The 24,240-nt window shown below is 47.5% G+C and carries 20 protein-coding genes and 2 riboswitches; of the genes, 5 read left to right on the top strand and 15 right to left on the bottom strand.

Translation table 11 applies throughout. The features are described from left to right. Positions 1 to 9 precede the first annotated feature (9 nt). The 4 genes from V8F51_RS13465 (at position 10) to V8F51_RS13450 (ending at position 4,478) form a co-directional block, all read left to right on the top strand. Positions 10 to 1,377 (top strand): TrkH family potassium uptake protein, encoded by a 1,368-nt coding sequence (locus tag V8F51_RS13465; RefSeq protein WP_337100785.1) that lies wholly within the window; start codon positions 10 to 12, stop codon positions 1,375 to 1,377. A gap of 87 nt (positions 1,378 to 1,464) precedes the next feature. Next, on the top strand, positions 1,465 to 2,160 hold the full coding sequence (locus V8F51_RS13460; protein WP_337100784.1) for a futalosine hydrolase: 696 nt from the start codon (positions 1,465 to 1,467) through the stop codon (positions 2,158 to 2,160). After that, positions 2,157 to 2,987, top strand: a complete 831-nt coding sequence (locus V8F51_RS13455; RefSeq protein ID WP_337100783.1) for a 1,4-dihydroxy-6-naphthoate synthase — start codon at positions 2,157 to 2,159, stop codon at positions 2,985 to 2,987. The genes V8F51_RS13460 and V8F51_RS13455 overlap by 4 nt, the downstream gene beginning before the upstream one ends. A gap of 150 nt (positions 2,988 to 3,137) precedes the next feature. After that, positions 3,138 to 4,478, top strand: a complete 1,341-nt coding sequence (locus tag V8F51_RS13450) for a glycosyl hydrolase family 28-related protein (RefSeq protein ID WP_337100782.1) — start codon at positions 3,138 to 3,140, stop codon at positions 4,476 to 4,478. Between the two features lie 9 nt (positions 4,479 to 4,487). Here V8F51_RS13450 and V8F51_RS13445 read toward each other — a convergent pair whose 3' ends face one another. The 15 genes from V8F51_RS13445 to V8F51_RS13375 form a co-directional block, all read right to left on the bottom strand. Continuing rightward, a complete protein-coding gene (locus V8F51_RS13445; RefSeq protein WP_337100781.1) occupies positions 4,488 to 5,909 on the bottom strand; it encodes a glycosyl hydrolase family 28-related protein in 1,422 nt (473 codons plus the stop codon). Positions 5,910 to 5,923: 14 nt separating this feature from the next. Then, a complete protein-coding gene (locus tag V8F51_RS13440) occupies positions 5,924 to 7,336 on the bottom strand; it encodes a sugar transferase (protein WP_337100780.1) in 1,413 nt (470 codons plus the stop codon). 41 nt (positions 7,337 to 7,377) lie between these two features. Further along, positions 7,378 to 8,502, bottom strand: a complete 1,125-nt coding sequence (locus tag V8F51_RS13435; RefSeq protein ID WP_337100779.1) for a glycosyltransferase family 4 protein — start codon at positions 8,500 to 8,502, stop codon at positions 7,378 to 7,380. A gap of 1 nt (position 8,503) precedes the next feature. Continuing rightward, on the bottom strand, positions 8,504 to 9,649 hold the full coding sequence (locus V8F51_RS13430) for a glycosyltransferase (RefSeq protein WP_337100778.1): 1,146 nt from the start codon (positions 9,647 to 9,649) through the stop codon (positions 8,504 to 8,506). Continuing rightward, on the bottom strand, positions 9,615 to 10,820 hold the full coding sequence (locus tag V8F51_RS13425) for an O-antigen ligase family protein (RefSeq protein ID WP_337100777.1): 1,206 nt from the start codon (positions 10,818 to 10,820) through the stop codon (positions 9,615 to 9,617). The genes V8F51_RS13430 and V8F51_RS13425 overlap by 35 nt, the downstream gene beginning before the upstream one ends. Positions 10,821 to 10,881: 61 nt before the next feature. Then, positions 10,882 to 11,976, bottom strand: a complete 1,095-nt coding sequence (locus V8F51_RS13420; protein WP_337100776.1) for a glycosyltransferase family 4 protein — start codon at positions 11,974 to 11,976, stop codon at positions 10,882 to 10,884. Positions 11,977 to 11,996: 20 nt separating this feature from the next. Beyond that, entirely contained in the window at positions 11,997 to 13,361 is a 1,365-nt protein-coding gene (locus tag V8F51_RS13415) for a polysaccharide deacetylase family protein (RefSeq protein WP_337100775.1), read from the bottom strand. A gap of 50 nt (positions 13,362 to 13,411) precedes the next feature. Further along, positions 13,412 to 14,695 carry a lipopolysaccharide biosynthesis protein gene (locus V8F51_RS13410; RefSeq protein ID WP_337100774.1) on the bottom strand — a complete coding sequence of 428 codons (1,284 nt, stop codon included), beginning with the start codon at positions 14,693 to 14,695 and terminating at the stop codon, positions 13,412 to 13,414. An 11-nt stretch (positions 14,696 to 14,706) separates the two neighbouring features. Further along, positions 14,707 to 15,810, bottom strand: coding sequence for a DegT/DnrJ/EryC1/StrS family aminotransferase (locus V8F51_RS13405; protein WP_337100773.1), 1,104 nt, complete (start codon positions 15,808 to 15,810; stop codon positions 14,707 to 14,709). Continuing rightward, positions 15,807 to 16,394 carry an acyltransferase gene (locus tag V8F51_RS13400; protein WP_337100772.1) on the bottom strand — a complete coding sequence of 196 codons (588 nt, stop codon included), beginning with the start codon at positions 16,392 to 16,394 and terminating at the stop codon, positions 15,807 to 15,809. The genes V8F51_RS13405 and V8F51_RS13400 overlap by 4 nt, the downstream gene beginning before the upstream one ends. A gap of 18 nt (positions 16,395 to 16,412) precedes the next feature. Then, on the bottom strand, positions 16,413 to 17,744 hold the full coding sequence (locus tag V8F51_RS13395) for a nucleotide sugar dehydrogenase (protein WP_337100771.1): 1,332 nt from the start codon (positions 17,742 to 17,744) through the stop codon (positions 16,413 to 16,415). A 21-nt stretch (positions 17,745 to 17,765) separates the two neighbouring features. Then, entirely contained in the window at positions 17,766 to 18,779 is a 1,014-nt protein-coding gene (locus V8F51_RS13390; protein ID WP_337100770.1) for a Gfo/Idh/MocA family protein, read from the bottom strand. Positions 18,780 to 18,827: 48 nt separating this feature from the next. Beyond that, a complete protein-coding gene (locus V8F51_RS13385) occupies positions 18,828 to 19,448 on the bottom strand; it encodes a YveK family protein (protein WP_337100769.1) in 621 nt (206 codons plus the stop codon). 21 nt (positions 19,449 to 19,469) lie between these two features. Next, positions 19,470 to 20,492 (bottom strand): polysaccharide deacetylase family protein, encoded by a 1,023-nt coding sequence (locus V8F51_RS13380; RefSeq protein ID WP_337100768.1) that lies wholly within the window; start codon positions 20,490 to 20,492, stop codon positions 19,470 to 19,472. A 240-nt stretch (positions 20,493 to 20,732) separates the two neighbouring features. Beyond that, positions 20,733 to 22,118, bottom strand: coding sequence for a glycosyl hydrolase family 28-related protein (locus V8F51_RS13375; RefSeq protein ID WP_337100767.1), 1,386 nt, complete (start codon positions 22,116 to 22,118; stop codon positions 20,733 to 20,735). Between the two features lie 83 nt (positions 22,119 to 22,201). Further along, positions 22,202 to 22,286, bottom strand: a riboswitch (cyclic di-GMP riboswitch). 93 nt (positions 22,287 to 22,379) lie between these two features. After that, a riboswitch (cyclic di-GMP riboswitch) is annotated at positions 22,380 to 22,464 on the bottom strand. Between the two features lie 319 nt (positions 22,465 to 22,783). Between V8F51_RS13375 and V8F51_RS13370 the strand changes: the two genes are divergently transcribed. Further along, positions 22,784 to 24,163 carry an NAD-dependent epimerase/dehydratase family protein gene (locus V8F51_RS13370; protein ID WP_337100766.1) on the top strand — a complete coding sequence of 460 codons (1,380 nt, stop codon included), beginning with the start codon at positions 22,784 to 22,786 and terminating at the stop codon, positions 24,161 to 24,163. The last annotated feature ends 77 nt before the right edge of the window (positions 24,164 to 24,240 follow it).

Here is a 24,240-nt window from a genome sequence, read left to right as displayed (position 1 = left end):
GTTGACACCATGAAGATCGCCGCTTCCCTTCGCAAAAAAATGCGTTTTCGACCGAGCCCCCCGCAGGTCATGCTATTCGGCTTCGTCGTCATTATTATGGTCGGCGCGCAATTGCTGTCACGCCCGTTTGCTTATACAGGAGATCAGCAAATATCTTTTTTGGACGCGCTGTTCACCTCGGCGTCAGCTGCTTGCGTAACGGGCTTGACGATATTGAATACGGGTACGCACTTCTCTACCTTCGGCCAAGTTGTCGTCATCATTCTCGTCCAGATCGGCGGACTCGGCTTTATGACAATGGCGACCTTGTTCGCTCTGCTGTTCAAGAAGAAAATATCGTTCCGCGAGCGTCTCGTTCTGCAAGAGTCGATGAATTACGGCTCTACGGAAGGCATTGTCAAGATGGTCCGCAAGGTGCTGCTGTACGCGCTAAGCATTGAGCTGTCCGGTGCTGTCCTGCTTAGCGGCTACTTCATGATCGAAATGCCAGTCGGCCAAGCGCTTTACTTCGGCGTATTCCATAGCATCTCATTCTTCAACAATGCCGGCTTTGATCTCTTCGGGCAATTCCCCGAGCGGGCTGCCAGCCTCATTCATTATGTTGAGGATCCTTTCGTCAACATTGTCTCGATGCTCCTTATTTTCTTCGGGGGGATCGGATTCATCGTTATTTCGGAATTGCTTACCTATCCGAAGCACAAGAAGTTCAGCCTGCATAGTAAGGTTGTCTTATCCGTAACAGGCGTGCTTACATTCGTAGGCGCAGTCGTTATACTATTGCTGGAGTTCTCCAATCCTTTAACGCTGCAGCCATTGTCCGGAGGCGGCAAGGTGCTTGGCTCGTTATTCCAATCGGTCACAGCCAGATCAGCTGGACTAAGCACCCTCGATCCCAGCTTGCTGCGCGAGGTAACACAGTTTTTCCTCATTATTCTGATGTTCATCGGGGCGGGGCCAGGCTCTACGGGCGGCGGTATTCGTGTAACGACGTTCGCGATACTAGTCGGGGCCATGATTGCCATGATAAGAGGCAAAGAGGATATCGTGCTGTTCCGCTACCGTATTGCGAAGCAGCAGATCCATCAAGCCATTATGCTGACGATGATTTCCTTCGCCATTATTTGCTCAGCTGCCATGGTGCTGTCCATAACGGAGACCGGCTCGTTCCTCGCTATCCTATTCGAGGCGACGTCTGCCTATTGTACGGTAGGCATGTCCTCAGGCTTATCGTCGCACCTGTCCGAAGCAGGCAAGGTTATCATTATCCTGCTTATGTTCGTCGGACGTTTGGGTCCGGTAACGCTCGCCTTCGCTCTCAACTCGCGCTCCAAGAAGGAGCTGTACCGGTTCCCGGAAGGGAAAATTACGATCGGCTAGGCGAGATTTGGACACCCTTTCTAGCGAGTGATACTATTAGAAGATAGATATGTAGTATCAAGTTTCTGTGAAGGAGGCAATTACCCCGTGACCAACATCATTCATAACCGTAACGAAGAACAACAGAGCCGCGGAACGCGCGTGTTGATCGTTACGGCGGTAGATGCCGAGAAGGACGCCGTCTTACGCGGCCTTGGAGGCAACACGAAGGCCGACGTCATAGCTGCTGGCGTCGGCCCTGCTTATGCGGCGGCGAGCACCGCGGTCGCCCTTGCCGCCGCTGACGAGCCGTATGGACTCGTCATTAGCGCTGGCATCGGGGGCGGCTTCGATGGCGTTGCCGCCATCGGTACGCTCGTCGTAGCCGACGAGATTATTGCAGCCGATCTCGGCGCCGAGTCGCACGATGGCTTCATCAGCGTGGACGAGCTAGGCTTCGGCACAGCTCGCCTTGAAGCTGATCCCGCTTGGAGTCGCCGCATCTATGACGCTCTCCAAGCGGCTGGCTTGTCGGCGGTGCTTGCTCCCGCCTTGACCGTCTCAACGGCAACCGGCAGCGCCGCGACTGCTGCAGCGCATGCAGCCCGCATTCCCGGCGCTGCGGCGGAAGGGATGGAGGGCTACGGCGTTGCCGTCGCCGCGCAGCGGCTAGACATACCGTTCACGGAGCTGCGCGCGATCTCGAACGCCGTCGGTCCGCGCGACCGCGCCGCATGGCGCATTGGCGAAGCGCTCGCTGCGCTTGAAGCGGCAAGTGCCGCAATACTGGAGGTGCTGGAATGAATATCGCTTATTCCCCGTGTCCCAACGACACATTCGTGTTCCATGCTTTGGCGCATGGCTTAGTGCCAGGGGCACCGGAGCTTAACGTAACGTATGCGGATATCGACATTACAAACAACTGGGCTGCCCGTGCGGAAGGCCCTGAGGTTATGAAAATCTCTTATGCCGCCCTGCCATGGGTACTGAACGATTATCGGCTGCTGCCGTGCGGAGGCGCGCTGGGCCGCGGCTGCGGACCGCTTGTGCTGACCAAAGATGGCGAGGGCGGCCCAGCCGCGCTAACAGGCAAACGAGTAGCTGTTCCTAGCGAGCGTTCGACCGCATACCTGCTGTTCCGCTTATGGGCTGCGCAACAAGTGCCGGGAGGCGTCGGCGAAATCGTCGTCATGCCTTTCCATGAGATTATGCCTGCCGTACGCGACGGCTTAATCGACGCTGGGCTCGTCATTCATGAAGCCCGCTTCACCTATCCGAACTACGGTCTCAGCAAGCTCGCCGATCTCGGCAGCTGGTGGGAGGAGGATACAGGCTTGCCTATCCCACTTGGCGCCATCATCGCTAAGCGCTCGTTAAATGCCGAATCCATAGCAGGCTGGATTCGCTCTTCCGTCGAGTACGCATGGTCGCACCCCTATGCGTCGCGCGGCTACGTAATGGAACACGCGCAGGAGCTTTCGGAGGACGTTGCCCAGTCGCACATCGATCTGTATGTGAACGAGTTCACCGCTAACCTCGGTGAAGACGGCTATGCGGCCGTTGAAGCGCTGCTCGGACGAGCAGTTGCGGAAGGACTAGTTCCTTCGTTTGATCTCTCTTTAATCAAGTAATGCTGGCAGACTATCCTCTAGTAGGATAGTCTGCTTTTCTATCTCCTTTGGTTTATCTCCCTCATACGGTATGCTATAATCTTGGTAATCCTCTTTTTATCCAACAATATCCACTTGACCTATCATATCAATCGTTAGGAGCTTGTTTGCATGATAAGACGTATTCAGATTGTGGCTTTCGCTTTTGCCGCGATTGCTACCTTCGTTCTTTTATATCCCTATAACCAGGATACCGCCAATGCCGAGATTCCTTATACCGTGAACGTGCTTCATGTCGGTGCCAAAGGTGACGGCAAATCCAATGACTCGAAAGCATTCGCAACCGCACTTCGCAAAGTGTCGGAGAACAAAAATGGCGGCGTCGTGCTCGTCCCCAAAGGCGAATATTTAATCGACATCGCCGAACCTCTCTATGTGAGGAGCAACGTAAGCATAGTTGGACAATCCAAGCCCGTGCTTACGTTCAAAAACTTCTCCGCTACGGATTCGTTCGGATATGAGGGGTTTGACATCAGAGGCTCGAACATTACGATCAACGGCTTGAAGATAGATGCCGGCTTTAAGCTGATTCGCGGAATCGGCATCCATTCCAATGCCAAAAATATTAAAGTAATCAATAGCGTTATTCAGAACATCACTCAGTCCAAAAATCCCAATAGCAGCGCCTATGAGGCTACCGTATCCGGCATACTGGTATATGGCGGCACATCGGACATTACAATCGACAAAAACGTCATTCGCAATATATATGCTTTCAACGCCGACCCCGTCGCACGCGGCATCATGGTCTATGCGGAGGACGATCTCCCTTATGCGCAGCGGGTGAAAATTACGAATAACTACATAAGCAACATTAAACCTCGGGATGACGCCGATGGCATTTATTTCGATATGCCGGAGAAAGACGCCGTTAGTTCTGGCTCCATTGTGGACAGTAACACGATTACGCACGTCGCGAAGCGCGGAATCAAAATATCCGTGCAAGGCGTGACGGTCTCGAAAAACCATATTACGAACGTATATCTGAACAACAACAACTATATGTATCCGAAATGGGACGCTGTTCCTCAGGATATGTTCGCCGGCATTTCCGTCTATGCCAGCAATGTCGTCGTAAGGGACAATGTCATTGACGGCGTCGGGAGCTACTATGCTGGAATCGAAGCCGATCTTGGCGATTTGCGTAATATCGCGATCTACAACAATACCATCTCGAATGGCGCCAAAGCGAATATCAAAAATACGAACGGAATCCGGCTCGGCTCCATCAATAGCTTCAAAGTGCACGGCAACAATATCACGAACATGCAGACCGGCATATTCTCGCCCGTCACAGATACGCAAGTCGGCACAATCAAAACGAATACGATCGATAAAATCGATTTCGGCATACGCTTCACACTTTATACGGAATACAAAAATTCCAAGGTCGTCGTTTCCAACAACGTCATAACGGCCCGCAAATTAAAAATAGAGGCGCTTCCCGACTAGGGTGCGCCTCTATTCTTGTTCTTCTATAATGGTCATGCTTTGATTTCTAGGATCGGATAAAATCATATAGCCGGACGCTGTGATTCTATTATTCTCAACCGTCATCTTCTGCTGATAGTTCGGAGTCAAATAGGTCGAAAGATCAATGCCTCCGCCTTGAGGCATGATGATTATATTATCCGCAATCCGCCCGTTCGAGGAGCTTAGCCACGTCCATATTCCTCTTAACCCGTTTTCAAGCCTGTTCGAGGTTATCGTATATTGATCCACGTTTCCAACGCGTATGGCCGTCGTATCCTCGATTTTACTTGCTTTGCCCATAAACACACGATTGTTTGTTACCGTGATACCCTTGATTGGATCGTAGACTCCGATCTCGATTCCCGCGTAAAAACTTCCGATTCCTTCTAATGTATTGTTGCGAACCGTGACGTTATCGGCATTGATCGTGATGCCCGAGTACATGTCAGCGCCCGTTTTTTTTGACGGATCGCTATCACCGGAACTGTTGTCGCCGAGGTATGTATTCATTATTTTATTGCCTTCTACGACAACGCCGTTCGCGTGAATATTGATAGCCCGCTTGGCACATCTTGCGAACTGGTTGTTGCGGATTACGCTGCCCGTTTGAACCGCTTCGCCCTGCCCTATGTTAGGATCCTCGTAATAAAGGCAATCCGCTTGATCCTTAGGACCGACATCATGGATGTAGCTATTCGAAATCTCCACGTTCATGGCTGCCTTCTCGGTTGCCCCCCACGTCTTCGTAATGTAGATGCCTCTTGCAATGCGAATGCCGTTTGTCGCATGTTTAGCATATACATTCGAGATCTCCGAATTGCTTATTTTAATATCGCTTGTTTCCCCGTACACGACGATGCCGGCAACTAATTGGTCATAGTATTTACTGTTCTTGTCTTCGCTTTGCGAAGCATTGGCGATAAAGGTATTGGTCAGGGATACTTGGGAGCTGCCGGCGCGAACGACGACGACCCGGTTAACCGCTTGATTGCCATCCATAAATAAATGGCGAATTTCGATTTGCTGACCGTGTATGCGAACAATATCCCATCCAAAACGAGCGCCATCGGCTTTGAGCACCGATTCCTTGCCATCCCCGTACAGTTTCGTACCGGTTGGAATATTCAACGGTTTCTCCGGATCAATGATGTAAGTGCCGTTGGGGACGTAGACAATCAGATTTTGTTTGGCAGCCTGATCAATCGCTTGTTGTATGGCAGCCGTATCGTCTGCTATGCCGTCCCCAACCGCCCCAACGTCTTTCACATTAATCGCATTCTCGTATCGGTTAATCTCCTGTACGCTTCCTTCTTTACTGCCATCATAAAACAATGAGAAATACGCTAACGCCATGATTCCAAGCACAATGGAAACGACAATCGCATATTGGATTTTAGAGTATTGCTTCATGCCGTTCCCTCCGTTTACTCCTTCGCGATCGCTACCTCATGCATGGCCTTCTGTATAAGGGCCTTTGTTTTTCTGCTATCATCGCCAGCAGCCGAGACCCCTTTGGATTGCTCTCGAGACAGTACGACAATAATCGTCTGGAACAAAATTTTCAGATCAAGCAGCGGCGAATATGTCCGTATATACCGAATGTCGTAACGAAGCTTATCCGACGGCGTCGTCGTATAATTGGCCATGACTTGCGCGAGTCCTGTCAGCCCCGGCTTGACCATAAGACGATACGTATAATGAGGGAGCTCCTCTTTAAACTGCGTAATAAAAAATTCTCTCTCCGGTCTTGGTCCGACTAAACTCATATCGCCTGCAAGAACGTTGATGAGCTGCGGCAGTTCATCGATTCGGGTGGCTCTTATGAATTGCCCTAGTCGCGTAATACGGGGATCCCTATCGCTAGCCAGCACTGGACCCGTGCTTTTCTCCGCATTATCGACCATGCTTCTGAATTTGTAAAGCTTGAACGGCTTCTCGTAAAGACCAACCCGATCTTGTACGAATAGCGCCTTCCCTTTGGACGAAATCGGAATAACGACGAACATCAGCAGCATAACGGGTGAAGCGATCAGCAATAAAATGCCGGAGATCGTAACATCGATCGTCCGTTTGGCGATCCGCTCCAAGTGCGTCAGATGGGGAGGAACAACGGAATATACTAACAAATCATCAATCTGCTGAGTTTCCGCGTCCATTAAATACAACTCATAAAACTCCGGAATGAGCAGCACTTCGATTCTTTGCTTGCCCGCTTCCCGCATCAGCTTCGTTTTCAACTGCGCCGTTAAGCCCGGCCCCAATAATATAACTTCAATGTCATCGAAAACATGGTCGCCGATGTGCATATCGTCGGTTGCTATAATGATGCGCTGCACATCGAACCAAGCCTTCCCTTTGTCCACCATTTTCTCTACCATGGAAACGTCGATATCGGCTTCCGGCGCGAAAATGACCGCCTTTTTTTTGCCGATCACTTTGGATTGAACGAAAAAGATTAGCAGCCTTAATCCGAATGCAAGCCCCAGTTGGATGAAAAATGCAATAATAGCTATCGTTTTGGGCAGGCTAAACGTCTTGAGCCAATAGCTTAAAACGATCATTTCCGCAATAAATACGACATGTGCCAAAATGAGGTTATACAGAAATTTGGCCGGCTTCCGTCGCCCTGCCAAATCGTATAGATTGAAAAAATAATAAGTCAATAACGTCAACAAGCCCAGCCATGGCGCATATTGCCGGAAAGATTCCCATTCCACGCTTGGTATCGCGCTTTGATACTCCAATTGATAAGCTACGATAAAGCTTACGTATATGAAAAAACAATCAAGCAGCAACAACACGATTTTAAGCCCGTTCATACGAAACAGTTTTGTCATGAAACCGCCCCTTTCTTCCCCTTGTTTATCGAAAGTCGCGGTTACGTAAGGCGTGCATAAGCCTCCGTCATAAGCTGTCTAATGGCGTTTAAATCATAGTGGCTAGCATCCTTATAGCTATTCCGTCCCATTTCGTCCCTTGCCTCTCTGTCATCGTACAATTTGTAAAAGGCCCGAACCGTCTCCGGTACATCGTCTACCGGCACGACGTAGCCGTTATGCCCGCTTACGACGAGATCGCGATTGCCGCGAACTGACGTTACGACCATCGGTTTGCCGACCCCCATCGCCTCGAGCAATACCTTTGGCAGCCCTTCGCGCCGGGACATCAGCGTCACGACGTCGGCTATATTCATAAGCTCCGGAACGTCCCTGCGGAAACCGAGGAATCGAATATCGCCCTCAAGGCCAAGCTCCCGTGCAAGCGATTGGTAGTGGCTCTCCATGGTCCCTGTGCCCGCAATAACGCCAACAACCGGCACTCCCATTTTCTTCAGCTCGCCAATGCTTCGGATAAGCTGCTCCTGGTTCTTATTGCGATTTAGCTCGGCAATACACAGGATGACGTAGGAATCGTCTCTGATGCCCAGTTCCGACTTTAATTCGCTCACGCTAACCGGCTCTAGACTACGGTAACGGCTTAAATCGATACCGACGCCCGGCATATAGATGGCTGACCCGCGAACCGGGAATCGTTTTGCCCGCTCGTAGTCTTCTTTGTTTATGGTGATAAGCGTATCCGTCAGCGATGACATCATCCACTCCACAGGGAAATAAATGAGCCAGTTAGCAATGGAGGCGCCTTTGAAAAAATGAAAGCCATGAGCGGTATATACGATATTTTTCAGTTTCGCACGCCATGCCGCAATCCGGCATATGACGCTTGCATTCGGCGTATGTACATGAACCAAATGATACTTCTCTTCTCGAAACCGCTTGGTAAGCTCCTTCAACGCGGCGATATTGCTTCCCGCCAGCGGGTTGCGGCTGAACGGTATATCCCGGCATTCTACCCCTGTCTTCTTCACGTCTTCCAGGCAATGGTCGGGACTTGCGTATACATGCACCTCATAACCCTGCTCCTGCAGATCCCGGATAAAAGGAAGGTGGAAAGAACTGATATGCGCATATACGGTTGCTACATAGGCAGCTTTCTTGTTGCTCATTTTACTGTTCACCGCCTGCGTACCTTGGAATGTTGCTCATCCCTTGGCGGGCTTCGCCATACAGCTGTTCCCACCGCTCTATGATTTTTTGCATATTATAATGGCTCTCAATGTATGCTTTTCCTTGCTCGCCCATATGGCGCCGCTCGCTTTCGGATTTATCCATGAGAAGCGCCATTTTATCGGCCAGCTCCTTCTCATTCTCCGAGGGCACAAGATAACCGTTCGTCTCGTGATGAACGACCTCGGCGTTGCCTCCTACCTTCGTAGCCACGATTGGCAAGCCGCTTGCTGCCGCCTCCAGCAGCACGATGGGGAGCCCTTCCCATTTGGACGACATGAGGTATGCATCGACAGCATTCATCAGTTTCGGAATGTCGGTCCGTATGCCTAGAAACCGAACGTTCTGCTCGAGTCCCAGATCGCGGCTTAGCTTTTCCATGGCCTCGCGCTCTACGCCAATGCCTGCGATCAACAGCATGCTTGTCGGGTAGCTGCGCACGATCAGGGCGTAAGCCTTTAACATGTTCGCGTAGTCCTTCTCCGGCACAAAACGCCCGATAGCCAACCACACAAATTGTCCGCCTAGGCCCAGCTCGTTGCGTATATTCGAATAATCGTGATCGTTTTTTTCGAATTGGCTCATGTCGATTCCGTTCGGCACGTAAATAATTTTGTTCTCGGGTGCCGCTTTAATATCGATGTAACGGTTTACCGCCTCTTGGCTGACATTGGTAGTCAGATCGCATAGCGGATCGGTAATCCGATACATCCATTCCCGCAATCTGCCACCTTCATTAATATTATGAGCAGTACAGATTAGAACAGGCATCTTCACCAATAGGCGAGCAACGCGAGCCATAATATTGGCATGGACAAGATGACTATGAACAATATCCGGTCCGAACGACTTCACGATACGTCGCAGTTTCAATAGTGCGCGCGGATCTGGCACCCCTTTGTTCATGTGCAACGATTGAATATCTACACCAAGCCTCTTTAGCTCGTCCAAGTAAGCTACCGGTTTGATCATGCTGACAATAAGGATGTTATAATGTTTAGCCCGAAGCCCCCTGCATAATTGGACAACTTGGTTCTCCGCGCCCGCATAATCAAATCCGGTAATGAGAAACAGTATTTTCCGCATGCCATTCCCTCCCTGTTCCCTCTTTCTTGGGCACTAAAGCCATAGCGACGAACGCCATCAATATATACTCGTAATTATAGCCGAAGTCCCCGCTCATTTGGGCGTATCCAAATGTTTGCAACAGCAGCACCAACATAATGTGGTTTTTGGATGCCATCCATATGGAGAACAGAAAGGCGCCGAACCATAGAATTAACCCGATTATCCCTAATTCGCTTGCCATCTCGATGATAACGTTATGGGGATGATCGTGCGTAATCCCGGGAGAGCTTGCGCCAAGCCCCGCACCGAAGAATGGATGCTCCATGAATCTCGCCAGAGCTTCCTTCTGCAGGTTAAGCCTTCCCAAGTAATTGTCGTCCGCCTGCAGCTGATCCCGGTCAAACAGAACCGTAAACCTGCTGCTGTCCAGCCACTCGTGGGAATGACCCACATAGAGGTAGCTGCCGAACAAGACGAATAAAATCGCGAAACACAGAGGAACAGCATACCGGGCAAGTACTTTCAGCTCGCCTTTCCTGTATTTCTGGATTAGGACAAGAGCAAATACAAGAACGTTAACGAGGACAAAAGCAACAAGCGGGCCTCTGGATTGCGTATACAACCCCGAGACTAGCGCGACGGCGATCACGACAAGCCGAATGACCGGATGGATATTCCGCCCCCATAAGCAGACGGCTATTGTAAAGAAAGCGATCCTGGAATCATAGATGGGATTTCCGCCCGGCATGGTCAACCGCCCGGGGAACTCTGAAGTATAGCCGCCGAGAAGTAGATGCATGACCGCATAAGCCAGTCCGAACAACGCAACGACCGTCCAAGAGAAGGTCTTGTATTTTTTGTAAATGATATACGCATAGATACCCGGAATGACCCCGCGAATAAACAAGATTTGTTCTTTCATCATTCCGTCCGATTCGTGCGAAGCCCATGATAGCGCGGTGACACTATACAATAGAAATAGTCCCCATACCCATAAGCCGGGCTCGGTCAACAAGCCTTCTGTACGGGCGGACCTCTTGAGCAGCGCTAAACAAACGGGCAGCAAAGGAGCTGCAATCAAAAGCACAAAGGAGTTTGTTGGTACGTACTGTTTGTAGAAATAGCCGAACATATCGAAATAAACGGCGAAGCCGACAATATAGCCCGCGTCGATATTCAGTTTCAGCATGGTCATGCATTGAACAAAGAAAACGGCCATACTTGCCGCTAACGCCAGAAAGAGTAGCGATTCAACGTTCACGTAGGGTCCCCTTCTTATCCGTAATTTGCTTCATATATGATAGGCGCTGCGCCTCTTTAACCAACGTATCCAAACGAGAGACGCTTTCTCTGTCTACGCGCTTCCCCTGCCACGTTTCTACAAACGCATCGATCGCAGTCAAACCGTTATGAATATTGTCGGGCCCGTTGCGCAGCACGAGAATATGGGGGACATCTTCGTTAAAATCCGTTTCCTCATATGCAATAATAACAGGGAGGCCATTCGCCAGGTATTCCCTTACCTTAAGAGGAGAAGCCTCACTCATCTGCTTCCTGTACAACGCTAGCGTTCCGATCGCAATATCCGCCTGATCCATTAAGTGCTGGTATTGAGGCCTGCTCATCTTGCCGTGAAAATGCATATTGGCCGGAACAGCCTCTTCCAGCTCCGTCCGCTCAGCGCCGATAATATCGAAATGCCACTGCGGACGTGCTTTCGCCAAAATCGAAATATGATCGATACCGTGCCAGGATTGGCCCGCCGAACCTATAAAAACGAATCGTGGCGCAGTGTTAGCGGGAGGAAGCGAAGGTTGAAAATCATCCAATCGTATACCGTTGCCGATAACGACATGATCGCGTACATAACGTTTGGTATGCCCCTCTTCGGCCAACTCGCCGCTTACGAACACAAAACCGTCAGTCGCCCTTAGAACCAATCCGCGCGTTAGCCGGTGGTAATAGTACCTGAGATCGCGATCCATGCGCATTTCCGTCAAGTCGTTTGTATTGATCTCCAATATGGATGCATACTTTCTGAGCAGCTTAGGCAATGAGAAATAGAACAAATCAAACCGATGGTAAATCACCGTTGGCTGCCAGTCGTCTAGTTGTTTCGCGAGTTTTTTGAATTGCGGAAAGCGATCCCCCCAACCGGTATATGGCTGCACGAAACAACGGATATCAGGCAATTCCCCGGCCCACTCGATATCCCCCTTGTGGGTGAACAGAAACAAAGCTACTTCGTTTCCCAACTGATGCCATTGCGTCATTTGTTGAATAACCTTCTTGAAAACGCCGCTCTCGGGACCCTCGTTCCAATGTATCAGGTATGCAATCTTCAATTCACATTCACCTTTCTGCTTTACCGCCTGCCCAGCTGTTCCATAAATGTCTGATAAACAGACCGATCGGATGATTTCACCAGTTGGCTGTTATGCCACAACAGCGTAAAATCGCCATCGTATTGCATGCATGACTTGTAATACTCCCTTATTGCTTGCAGCGCCTGTTGCGAGTCTAAATGCATATATTCGTAATGCAGCAAAGTCTGGTCCATGACAATGAGCGGTCTCTCTGTCAGCTTCAGCGACTGCCTAGTCAACAAATTAAAGACAGGATATTCATAGCATATACCCGAACGGAAGCCGGCAATGTCCGCATAACCGACCGTACTGTCGTATTGCAGGCCGGCATCCTCCCAGTGCTGCCATGTTTCCGAAGCGCTCCATCGCAAGTAATGCTGCCTGCCGCCCCACCGTTGCTGTCTGATCCCGAGCGATTCGGAGATCTCTTTTAGTTTATCGAATTGCCCCCGAATGCTTGCCGAGCTCGTGTATGTATCATAGCTGGGGTGGAGTCCTATCTCATGCCCCCGCTGATTGATCTCCCTCATTATGGAATGAACGTTCGGATCTTCGATCGAATAGTTGCCGTCCATGCCCCGCCTTGTTTCTTCCGTAATGAAGTAGAAGGCACTCTGTATGCCGTGGCGTTCGCTAAGCTCCATTAAATAATGAAACCGATTATAAGGGTCAGTCTCCAACCTTCGGCTGCCTTTCCATAACATGCTTGCCTTCTTCATTCCCGATTCCATGTTATGCCGTCTGACGATATCGCCTAAGCTTTCCTTCGCAATACTCAAAGGCCCTCTCCTATAAACATAATACGGAAAATCCACGTCATGGCTTATGAGCAGCCTAGGTTGTCTCTTCTTTGTTTCCAACCCTGGCCATAGCCGCTTCATGATGCCAAGCAAGAAGTGGATGTATTCGTTTATAATTGGCCTGTTCAAAAATCGTTCTTGCCATGCGAGCGATTGCCGTGCCGTAAATCGATCATGGCTGTCTCTTTCCTTAGACACGAGCTCTTCGTACCTGGTCAACATAAAAAAGGCGCTTCCGAATACATCGATACCGATGTAATACGTCCCCTCTTTCTCCTGGACATATGCTCCGTTCTCTTGCGGCATGCCGTATAGGACGGGCATATCCTTGAATATGTCTACCTCAATCCGCTTTAATGGACGCTGGGGCATAGAATCCGGCTTTAGCCAATCCACATCTTGTACCTGCAGCAGCACATCGGAAAGAGTAAGCGTATCCTTCCGGTTTCCCGTAAGCGTGATTTCCACATCATTCCTGTCTTCGTAGTGAATGCTGCATTCAACGCCAAGGAATTGTTCAAGGATGACTCGGTAGATATATTCTCTCTCAGGTTTACGCGACATTGGAGATCGTAATATAAACAATTCCTTTACCCTCGTTCCTATAAGTGAACTCATCGTCCCCTAAACTTTTTGATTGAAAACCACGATAATGCGAGATGCAATATATAACCGAACGTGGAAGCCAAACTAAAATACAAAATAGCCGTCTCTGCAGGTTGATTGGTCAATTCCCCAAATAATAGTGCGCCTATTATTACTGTTGTTCTTATAAGCTCCCGATAAAGATGCAAATCCTGCCGTTCCATGACGTCAATCGTCGTGCCTACCGAGTTGGCAACAAATTGGCTCAGATACATAATGGACAAGATACGAATGAAATCACCTGACTGCGCCCACTCCTCCCCGAATAGGAAAGCAAAGGTTGATGGGCCAATTAGCACGATCACAATAATAATAAGCAAGCCTAGCAGAAAAACGTTTCGAACCGTTTTGAGAAACAGGGGATACAGCTTCTCCGGCGATAAATTGATATACTCCGACGACTCCGATAAATACACATGGCGAACGGAGGTCATAATTAGCGTCATCGGCGAACCAAGAATTCGCTGGCCAAGCGCCAGCAAACCTGCAACATGCGGTCCGTAATAGGCTGCAATCATAATCATAGGCAGGTACAAACCGATACCGTTTAATACATTCGACGCTAGTGAAAGCATAGGAAATCTACGGTAGCGATAAGCGACCTCCTTTAGATCCTTGCCCGTGGTGACAATGTTTTGATTCTTGACGTCCCTCTTCCATAATCCCCATTGCGAAATAACGCCGCCAAAGCGGCCGATAATCTCTCCCGCTATAAGGCCCGACGGACCGATGTGCAGCAGGCTGAAGCCCAGCTGCGTTCCGACCTGACCGATGCTCTGCGTATACTTTGTTCGCGATAGCTGCCTAAAGTATTTTTTGCGAACCGACCACGAATTCAATATTTGATAGAATCCGGCCCCGAACAGACCAATAATGACAAACAAAAAATAGTTTTTCATACTGGGCTCGTTCATCCAATGCGCAAGAGGACTGGCCACGAAATAGATGGCGATTCCGCTTAATACGCTAACGACTACGCAAATGCGCAAAGAAAGCGTCAGTACGCTCGATGCCGTCTTGTCATCCTCCGGGAGCGTTATCGCATTCTCATAGGAGAGAGAAACCATCATCAACAATATCGCTATGATGGACGTGTACAAAGAGTAAGTACCATAATCGGCCGGATTATAAATCCGCGTAATAATCGGCAATGTCGCAAAGATAATAATCTGGCTTATGATCGTCCCGCTCGCCAGCACAACAACGTTTTTGAAAAATAAATCAGGTGAAAAGTTTTTTAACTTCTTGAGCATAAAAAGGCCCCTTATTGAAGAGCTTCAATTATTTTTTGAATCACGTACTGCTGGACGGTTGCATCGATTTGTGGCCATATAGGAAGCGAAAGCACTTCTTCTGCCAGCTGTTCGGAGACGGGCATCTGAACGCGCATAGACTCATAAATCGGCAGCTTGTGTACTGGAACCGGGTAATAAACCATCGTGCTTATCCCTTCAGCCTCCAGCTTCTTCTGTAGCTCGTCACGTTTTCCATTCGTTACCCGAACCGTATATTGATGGAACACGTGCTTCGCGTAATCGTCCTCGCTTGGCGCAATGATTCCATCGACGCCCTCCAATAGCTTGGCATAACGGTCCGCCGCGGTTCTCCGCCCCTCGTTCCACTCATCGATATGCGGCAGCTTTATCCGCAAGATGGCTGCTTGTATTTCATCCAGACGGGAATTAAATCCGACAACCTCGTTATAATATTTTTTCTTGGAACCATGAACCCGTAACATTGCTGCTTTCTCGGCAAACGAGGCGTCGTTCGTGACAAGCATTCCTCCGTCGCCATAGGCGCCCAAATTTTTGGACGGGAAGAAGGAATAGCAGCCAAAATCCCCGATCGTGCCTACCTTTTTATTTTTATACATACCGCCGAAAGCTTGCGCGACGTCTTCAACAACTACAAGACCATACTTCTCGCTTATGGACATCAAACGATCCATGTCAAGGGTATGGCCAAAGAGATGGACCGGTATGATTGCCTTGGTTTTTGGCGTTATTGCCGCTTCAAGCTGGTTCAAATCAAGGTTATACGTTCTAGGCTCAACGTCGACGAACACGGGAGTCGCTCTTACTTGGCTTATCGCTTCCGCGGTTGCGAAGAAGGTGAACGGGGTCGTGATGACCTCGTCTCCTTCCTGAATGCCTGCGGCGAGGAGCGCTATAACGAGCGCGTCCGTCCCCGAGTTTAACGCCACGGCATGTTTAACACCCAAATACGCGGCAGCCTCCGCTTCAAACTGCTTAACGTTGGCTCCCATTATAAATACGCCATTATCGATGACGCTCTCAAAGGCATTCATTAATTGAGGTTTGAGCTCATTAATCTCATAGCTGAGGTCCAAAATCGGAATATGTTTCATAGTGAACTCCCTTTCGTTTTTCGTACCAAATCCTGTTCCATAGCATACTCGCGATCGCATTCGCCGCAGACGGCTTCATGATTGGAGAAGTGCAAAGTGGCTCCGCACTCGCACACCCAGCCCAAACGTCTTGCAGGAACGCCAGCATGCAATTCGTAAGGGGCTATATCTTTATTAACTACCGCTCCTGCAGCAACAAACGCCCATTCTCCAATGGTTACGCCACACACGACTGTTGCATTAGCGCCGATAGATGCACCGCGCTTAACCGTTGTCTTGTAATAATCGCTGCTTGTGTTACGCGGGAATGCGGATCTAGGCGTTCGTACATTCGTAAACACCATACTTGGACCGCAAAACACGTAATCCTCAAGTTCCACGCCCTCGTAAACCGATACATTATTTTGAATCTTAACGCCGTTACCAACCGATACGCCATTGGCAATGAATACGTTCTGCCCCAAGCTGCAATTGCTCCCAATAACGGATGTAGGACATACATGCGAGAAGTGCCAAATTTTCGTTCCTTCCCCAATAGATGCACCATCATCAATAATGGCGGACGGATGCGCGAAATAACTCATACTTTTGTTACCTCCAGCCTATAGCAAATGGTAGTTTTCCGGTTTATCGTATGACTTCATGCCATTTCGCGTATCGAATAAGCTTTGGCTAGCACGACCGATCAGGCCATAGTCAAATCCGGAATGATCCGTTGTAATGACCGTTATATCGGCTTCAGCCAGTCGTTGCTCCGTCAACTCCACGCACTCATATTGATTACCGTTATATCTAAACGAATCGATATGCGTATCGCTGATCAACACCTTAGCTCCGCGTTCCTCCAGCAGCTCGATAATCTTAAGAACCGGCGACTCCCGATAATCGTCAATATCTTTTTTATAAGCGACACCAAGTAAATAAACCGTTGAACCATTTACCGATTTCTTAAACTTATTGAGAATTTCCCCAATCTTCTGAACGACAAACTCCGGCATTGAATTGTTAATTTCGCCTGCGAGTTCAATAAGCCGAGTATGGTAGTTGTATTCTCTAGCCTTCCAGGTCAGATAGAACGGATCGACTGGAATGCAGTGTCCGCCGAGACCCGGTCCGGGATAGAAGGCCATGAATCCGTACGGCTTCGACTTGGCGGCGTCAATGACTTCCCAAACGTTTATGCCCATTCTGTCACACAAAATGGCCATTTCGTTGGCAAGCGCTATATTAATATGTCTAAACGTGTTTTCGTAGATTTTTTCCATTTCGGCAATAGAGGGGCTGGATACCGCATGCACATCTCCGTCAAGCACTTGCCGATATAGCGTCTGGGCAACTTGGGAACATGCCGGAGTAATTCCTCCAACTACCTTAGGCGTATTTTTGGTATTGAAAAACTTGTTGCCAGGATCTACCCTCTCAGGCGAATAAGCGAGGAAGAAATCCTCCCCGCATCTTAGTCCCGTTGCCTCCAAGATTGGTTTAACAAGCTCTTCCGTCGTGCCGGGATAAGTCGTGCTCTCCAATACAACAAGCATTCCAGGATGCAAGTATTCGGATATCGCTTTAGTCGAACTTTCCACATAACTCGTATCCGGCTGCTGATAGATATCAAGTGGAGTCGGTACACAAATGGCGACCGCATCGACATCGCTTAAGAAGGAATAGTCCGATGTTGCCTGAAGTGACCCGTTCTTGACCATAATCCGCAAATCTTCGTCGATTACGTCGCCGATATAGTTATATCCGCTATTCACCATATCGATTTTTTTTTGCTGAACGTCAAACCCAATAACTTTATACCCCGCTTTGGCTTTCTCGACGGCTAGCGGCAATCCGACATAACCTAAACCTATCACGCCAATGACGGCGGACTTATTTAGCAACTTCTCAATTAACCTATCACTTAACTCGTTAAGTTTAATAGATTCCATATGTATAAGACGCCCCCTGGATTAATTAATTTGTGGTACTACGCTGCCATCCTGGACAATGTCAATAACGAGTTGAACCGCCGCCTTACCGTCCTCTACCGTTACAACCGGTTCGCGATCGTCGCGAATAGCAGCTATCATATCTTCAATTATCTGCTGATGTCCCGATACGCCGTACGGATTGGCTTCAACCTCCTGCTTCAGCAAGTCTATCGCTTCATCACCCATGGATTCGCACTTCCACTGCTTAATCCAATTGGCGGTTACTCCCCCGATAATTGCATAGCCCTTTTCACCGAATACGCTAATGGATTCCTCTAAATTTTTGTCATAAATCGTAGTGGCTGCTTCTACGATTCCAAGCGCACCGCTCTCAAACCGCAGTGTGGCTACTGCAACATCCTCCGCTTCTATCGCTCGAATACGTGTGTCGACCATAGATTTTACTTGAACTACGTTTCCAAACAGCCATTGCAACAAATCCAGATTATGCACTGCTTGATTCATTAATACTCCGCCATCCATCGCTTTGGTGCCGCGCCATGGGGCTTGATCATAATAAGCTTGTCCTCTGTTCCAGCGTACCGTGGCATTTACATGGCTTATTTTTCCGAACATATTTTGTTCCAATGCAGATTTAAGTTGCTTAATGGCTGGCCGATAGCGATTGGGGTGGACAACTGCTGCTTTAACTCCCGAGGATTTGACGGCTGCAGCGATGGCATCGGCATCACCAATTGTTAGCGCAAGCGGTTTTTCAATAATGAGATGTTTGCCCGCCTTAGCTGCCTTAACAGCTAACGGAGCATGCAGACCGCTTGGCGTACATATACAAACTACATCAATATTTGATTGTCGTTCCAGCATTTCATCAATGCTCGAATATCCTTCCGCGCCAGTCTGCTCCATGTATTGGTTCAATCTCTCGGGATTCGTATCGCATATGGCAACAAGGCTCGCTTGATCTATTTTCTCGATAGCTTCTATATGCTTATTAGCAATATGGCCGCATCCTACGATGGCATAATTAATCATTTCCGACTTCACTCCGTCCACTCATTCTATACAAATGACTATCATCGTCTAAACGCTGCTGTTCTCTGCACGCTTTCTTTTGCGTTCTTGCCGCTTCCCTTCCAACATGAGAGCAACGCTTAACCCGACAAAAACTCCTATAAACAAGGAAATCGCTAAATTGAATGCTTTTTTAGGACTGACCGGATCAGATGCTTGTTCAATGCTCGCCAGATCCAATAAAGTTATATTAGCGTATTGAATAATTGATTTGGATTCCGATAGGAACGTCTCACCGTACGCATTGGCAATGGCAACGGCATCTTTCACGTGATCGTCTTTTATTTTAATTTTAATAACAAGAGTATCCACGTTGGTCTCCACTACCAGCTTATTAAGCAATTCGGTTGCAGTAAGGTTACTATCCAACTTTTCTTTCACTTTGTTTGCTATATAATAGCTTTTCAAAGCATCCTTATAAGTGCCAGTTAATAGCTGGCTTGCTAGAAACTCATTATAAATACCTGCATCTCCAGAGGATGCTATGCTTGCAACTACGCTTACACTCGCCTCATAAGTAGGCTTTACGAAAGCATTTAACGCAAAGGCTCCTCCAACAGAGAGAGCTATCACTAATAGAATAACAATAAAATACCGTTTACTCGCTTCTTTCAAAAACTGAATGTCCATTCGTTCACCTCATGTTTGGGATTAATGCTGCGATTGATAGGAAGAACGTCCCTCTTCACTTCTTAACACTTGATTACATAACTCCTCCATATTCAAACTTGTCATCCCGTACTTGTGCTGCAGTTTGTGGTAGTGTTCTAATATTCTCTTTAATACATCCATATTCTCATTGGCATTGCTCGCCAAATTATAGGGATGCCACCAGAGGTGATAAACTTGGTTGTGCTTCGCTGCATAGGTCATTCCATCCAGTATTCGCTTAATACGAAACGGCTCTAGTACGCGGAGCTTGGGGGAGTAAGACCTAAAAAAATGACTTGCCGGTAGGTTTACGGGTAGCTCGGACATTATTTGATCTGCGCGATAGCAATGATAACCGGACAGATTGATATAGGTATCCAGCAGCCGAGCAGCTCTCAAAAACAATGAATCTTTAGTGCTATAGCCGTGTCTGTAAATCCAATGCTTTGGATTTCCGCGATATGACTTAATGCCTAGCCGATTGAGCGTTGGCAAATAGGTTTCGTTAATTTGATTTCTTGGAAATACAATGCTCTCCAAGGTCATACCTTGTTTTTCGGCGATTTGGATGCTTGCCTGTATATCTGCAGCAAATTCTTTCTCCGTCTGGCCTTCTTCTTTGCAATAATAGTGTGAAAAGGTATGTGTGGATATCGCCTGAAATGGCGAATTTCGAATCAAATGAATAAGCGAAGATGCATAGTGGTTAGGATCGACCTTCTCATCTAAGCCTACCTGTTCACTTTTTAAATATGGGTATGGAGATAGATTTTGTTGAACATAACCCGGTTTAATAGATGGTAAACCATTTAACATCGCTTCCTTAGACTCAAAAAATAATAGTCCTACAGTCGCCCAAGTAGCATGAATGCCATATTTCTCAAATAGAGTCAGAACCTCTGGAATTAACTCTCTTTCCTTCGCAAACGTCCTATTATACCAATCTAGATCATAGAGATCCCTTATGCCCCAAAACAACTCAAAATCAAGCGAAATGACAAATTGACCTTTATGTCCAGTCAAAAATCCTCAGTCCTTTATGTAGAGAGTTACTTGCTATTTCCACTAAATTCCCAACATAGTCCAGAACTGTTTGGCTGAACCTGAAAGCATATTCGTATTATAATCTTCAAAACTCGTCAAGTAAATAAAAATGAAACGACATTTTCCGTACCTCTGAGTCACAACTGCTTCTATATAATAAATTCAATCAATAAAAAGACTTCGACATTGATTGTCGAAGTCTTGGTAGTTGAAAAGGTACTATAGAACTTGTACGTTGAAGTTGCTGCTTGCTAGCTTAACAATGAATTGTGTAGCTTGAATGGTGTTATTGGAGCACACAATATTTTTTTGGGAAAACTGCGCAAGGTAAGTCGTTAAATCAATGCCCCCGCCGCTTGTCATTTTAATTTTGTTGTTTGTGATAGAACCGTTATCTGCGTTTTGCCAAGTCCAAATTCCTTTGTCGCCATTCTCGATTACGTTGCCGTCGATCGTGAATTTGTTGATGTTCCCCAGACGGATAGCCGTTTTGCCTTTTTGAACGCTCTTCGGCCCCATTGTAATTTTATTGTTGCTGACCACAATGTTGTTAACCGTCTCAACAGCGCCTACCTCGATTGCAGCATAGAAACTTCCAATACCGCTAATCGTATTTGATTTAATCGTGTTGTTGCTGCCGTATACACTGATAGCCGAGTACATGTCAGGAGCGATCGACCCTTTATCCGAACCCGAAGCGTAATAATTGTTTTGCAGGTACGAGTTCAAAATTTGGTTTCCTGTTACCGTAAGGCCTTGTGCATAAATCTTAATAGCGCGTTTGGCGTTATTGTCGAATTTATTATTCGAGATAATGCTGTTTGTATCAATGCCTTTGCCTGAATCCATGTTTGGATCTTCATAGTAGATGCCGTCGCCGTCATCAGCAGGACCGATGTGGTGTATATAGTTATTAGTAATAGATACATTAGCTGCTGCAGCTTCGCTTTTACCCCATGTCGTTGTTACGTAAATACCTCTAGCAATCATGCTGCCGCCAGTAGGATTGATTGCTACAATATTTTTCACTTCATTGCTGTCGATTGTGATAGCTTTCGTATTGCCGTATACAAGAATTCCCGAAAGCACGCCCGAGAAGTAATCGCTGCTTGTTTTTGTGCTGTGTGAAGCATTCGCTACAATCGATTTGTTGACATTAACGCGCTCACTGCCTCCGCTTACAACAAGTACGCGGTTAACTAGTTTGTTGCCGTCGAGTGAAATATTGCTGATCTCAATATCTTTTCCCGATACACGCATCAATTCCCAACCGAAATCTTTTGTGCTAGCCTTAATGATCGAAGTTGCGCCATCACCGAGCACTTTCACGTTGCTGCTTACAGCGAGCGGATCTTTCGGGTTTACCAGGTACGTTCCTTTCGGAAAGTAAACCGTCGTTTTTTTCGCCGCGCCTTCTGCCAGCGCTTTTTTAATCGAGGACGTATCGTCCGTCTTGCCGTCTCCCTTTGCACCGTAGGTCTTAACATTTATCATACTAGCAGCGTTCGCTTCTTCGATGAATAGTCCATAAAAACCGATGCCGCTCAAAATCGTTACAAGCACCATCGCCGTCATGCTCTTCGTTAGTTTGCTGAAAATTCCCATTCTCACTACCCCCATGTCGTTGAATAAAATAAGATAGGACAATCCCAGAATTCAGGATTGTCCTATCTCATTCCTGAAAACATTTCGGGAACTGGCTGGCATATGGTTTCCCATTTAGCCCCTGTAGTTTTGCGTCCCACGCTTTCACGTGGTTTGCCGTTATCGCTGTTTCCAAATATTAAGTTAGTGGGATTGCAGGTGTGATGAACAGAAAAAGAACCTATGACATGTCATAAGTTCTGTAATAGAACCTGAAAAGTTTTCGGAATCTGGCTGGCATGTGGTTTCCCATTTAGCCCCTATAGCTTTGCGTCCTGCGCTTTCACGCAGTTTGCCTTTTCGACACATCAAGTATATGAAGTTTCTTAATATTTAAATAAATATTACCAGATTAATAGGTATAAAGCAATAGGTTTTACTAGATTCATAGCCTAATTTTAAAAAAGATTCGACACCTTTTTCTCAACCGGCTTATAGCCATAAATTAGAACTTGTTTACAACCTCTTCCTAAACAATTATCATAGTCAAGTAGACCCTGCTATCACCTATTAGACTTAATTTTTAATAATACTCTAGCAGCGTACATAATAGCAAAACGCCGGTTTCCAAAGAACCGCGATCGGACTTCTTCACCTAAAATCAGAAGGGAAAATGGGGTGGTAGCGTGAAAGTGTTAATTACGGGCGGCTACGGATTTATTGGCTCATTCGTTGCGGAGAAGTTTTTCAACGAAGGACATGAAGTCATTATTATAGATAATATGACCTCCGGTCATATATCCAATTGCAAATTCCGCCATATATCATACATCGCAGATGTGGAAAGCACAGTATGCGAATCTATCTTCGAGAACCATAATGTCGATATTGTCGTTCATTTGGCAGCTCAGATCAATGTGGTCACATCGATGGAAAATCCATACGCGGATACAAAATCCAACATCCTGGGACTAACCAACATCTTGCAGCTGGCCGCAAAATATAAAACCAAAAAGCTCATTTTCGCTTCCTCTGCGGCCGTATATGGATTAAATGATCAAATTCCGCTAAACGAGGAAATGCCTTGTCAGCCTGTCTCGCCATACGGAATCAACAAGCTTCTCGGGGAATACTATTGCACAAAGTGGAATGAAATCTACCAATTGGATACGATTTGCTTCCGATTCAGCAATGTGTACGGACCTCGACAAGGATCGATTGGAGAGGGCGGAGTCGTATCTATTTTTATGGAACGGATGCGTGACGGCAAGGAGCTTGTGATTTACGGGGACGGCGGACAAACGCGTGATTTCATATACGTGGAGGATGTTGCGGACGTCATCTATCAAGCAAGCCTTTCCGATCAAAGCGGAATCATGAACTTGTCCACCAATACGGAGCAATCGGTCAATGATTTAGTAAACATATTGGGCAGCATTCAGCCGATAACCGACATCAAGAACCATAAAGCCCGTACAGGCGACATTTATCGATCAAGACTCGACAACACCAGATTAAAGAATGCTTTGAGTTGGTCGCCTAAGTTCAGCTTCGAGACGGGCATTCGCCGCACGTACGAATGGTTCGCGCAATCCACTGCCGATTTAAAGCCGCTAACCAAAAAATCGGATAATACGGGCGCGACGCTCGACGATATTAACATTAATAACGAGCTGATCGCTTCGTCGTTATCCCGAAATATCCGCAGCTTATATCTTAGTCAGCATGAGCGCTATCTGGAAGGCGTGCCTGTTCTTAAGCCTGAAGTTTTCCTTGCCGTTATACGGTCCAGGGAGCACGCAAAACGCAATTACAATGCAAGCTTCGCCCTCGTATCACTTTCAAGGGATATCATTCATGACAGCCCGCTGCTCAAACAAGTTAACGATTCGCTGCGCGAGTCGGATTTTATTGGCCTTGCATTCAACGGCGATATCTATATACTGCTGTCGAATTCGACCTCCGAAGATGCGGTCATCGTCGTCAACCGTCTTAAGAAGCACCAAATTATGGCGCAAGTCGTTTCCCAGGAAGATTATTCGAACTTAGAGCTAATTCAGCAATAGCAGCCATACCTATATTTAAATGAAGAATAATGCAGAGCCGTGCCCGCATCTTTCGCAAAGGATGCAGGCACGGCTCT

This window comes from Paenibacillus sp. YIM B09110 (assembly GCF_037167145.1).
GTDB lineage: Bacteria > Bacillota > Bacilli > Paenibacillales > Paenibacillaceae > Pristimantibacillus.
The sequence above is the reverse complement of the archived record's forward strand: the minus strand, read 5'-3'. Positions and strand labels throughout refer to the sequence as shown.

Coding starts and splice junctions, on each gene's coding strand:
- V8F51_RS13465 (WP_337100785.1), top strand. CDS start 10: ATGAAGATCGCCGCTTCCCTTCGCAAAAAAATGCGTTTTCGACCGAGC.
- V8F51_RS13455 (WP_337100783.1), top strand. CDS start 2,157: ATGAATATCGCTTATTCCCCGTGTCCCAACGACACATTCGTGTTCCAT.
- V8F51_RS13450 (WP_337100782.1), top strand. CDS start 3,138: ATGATAAGACGTATTCAGATTGTGGCTTTCGCTTTTGCCGCGATTGCT.
- V8F51_RS13445 (WP_337100781.1), bottom strand. CDS start 5,909: ATGAAGCAATACTCTAAAATCCAATATGCGATTGTCGTTTCCATTGTG.
- V8F51_RS13440 (WP_337100780.1), bottom strand. CDS start 7,336: ATGACAAAACTGTTTCGTATGAACGGGCTTAAAATCGTGTTGTTGCTG.
- V8F51_RS13435 (WP_337100779.1), bottom strand. CDS start 8,502: ATGAGCAACAAGAAAGCTGCCTATGTAGCAACCGTATATGCGCATATC.
- V8F51_RS13430 (WP_337100778.1), bottom strand. CDS start 9,649: ATGCGGAAAATACTGTTTCTCATTACCGGATTTGATTATGCGGGCGCG.
- V8F51_RS13425 (WP_337100777.1), bottom strand. CDS start 10,820: ATGCTGAAACTGAATATCGACGCGGGCTATATTGTCGGCTTCGCCGTT.
- V8F51_RS13415 (WP_337100775.1), bottom strand. CDS start 13,361: ATGTCGCGTAAACCTGAGAGAGAATATATCTACCGAGTCATCCTTGAA.
- V8F51_RS13410 (WP_337100774.1), bottom strand. CDS start 14,695: ATGCTCAAGAAGTTAAAAAACTTTTCACCTGATTTATTTTTCAAAAAC.
- V8F51_RS13405 (WP_337100773.1), bottom strand. CDS start 15,810: ATGAAACATATTCCGATTTTGGACCTCAGCTATGAGATTAATGAGCTC.
- V8F51_RS13400 (WP_337100772.1), bottom strand. CDS start 16,394: ATGAGTTATTTCGCGCATCCGTCCGCCATTATTGATGATGGTGCATCT.
- V8F51_RS13395 (WP_337100771.1), bottom strand. CDS start 17,744: ATGGAATCTATTAAACTTAACGAGTTAAGTGATAGGTTAATTGAGAAG.
- V8F51_RS13390 (WP_337100770.1), bottom strand. CDS start 18,779: ATGATTAATTATGCCATCGTAGGATGCGGCCATATTGCTAATAAGCAT.
- V8F51_RS13385 (WP_337100769.1), bottom strand. CDS start 19,448: ATGGACATTCAGTTTTTGAAAGAAGCGAGTAAACGGTATTTTATTGTT.
- V8F51_RS13375 (WP_337100767.1), bottom strand. CDS start 22,118: ATGGGAATTTTCAGCAAACTAACGAAGAGCATGACGGCGATGGTGCTT.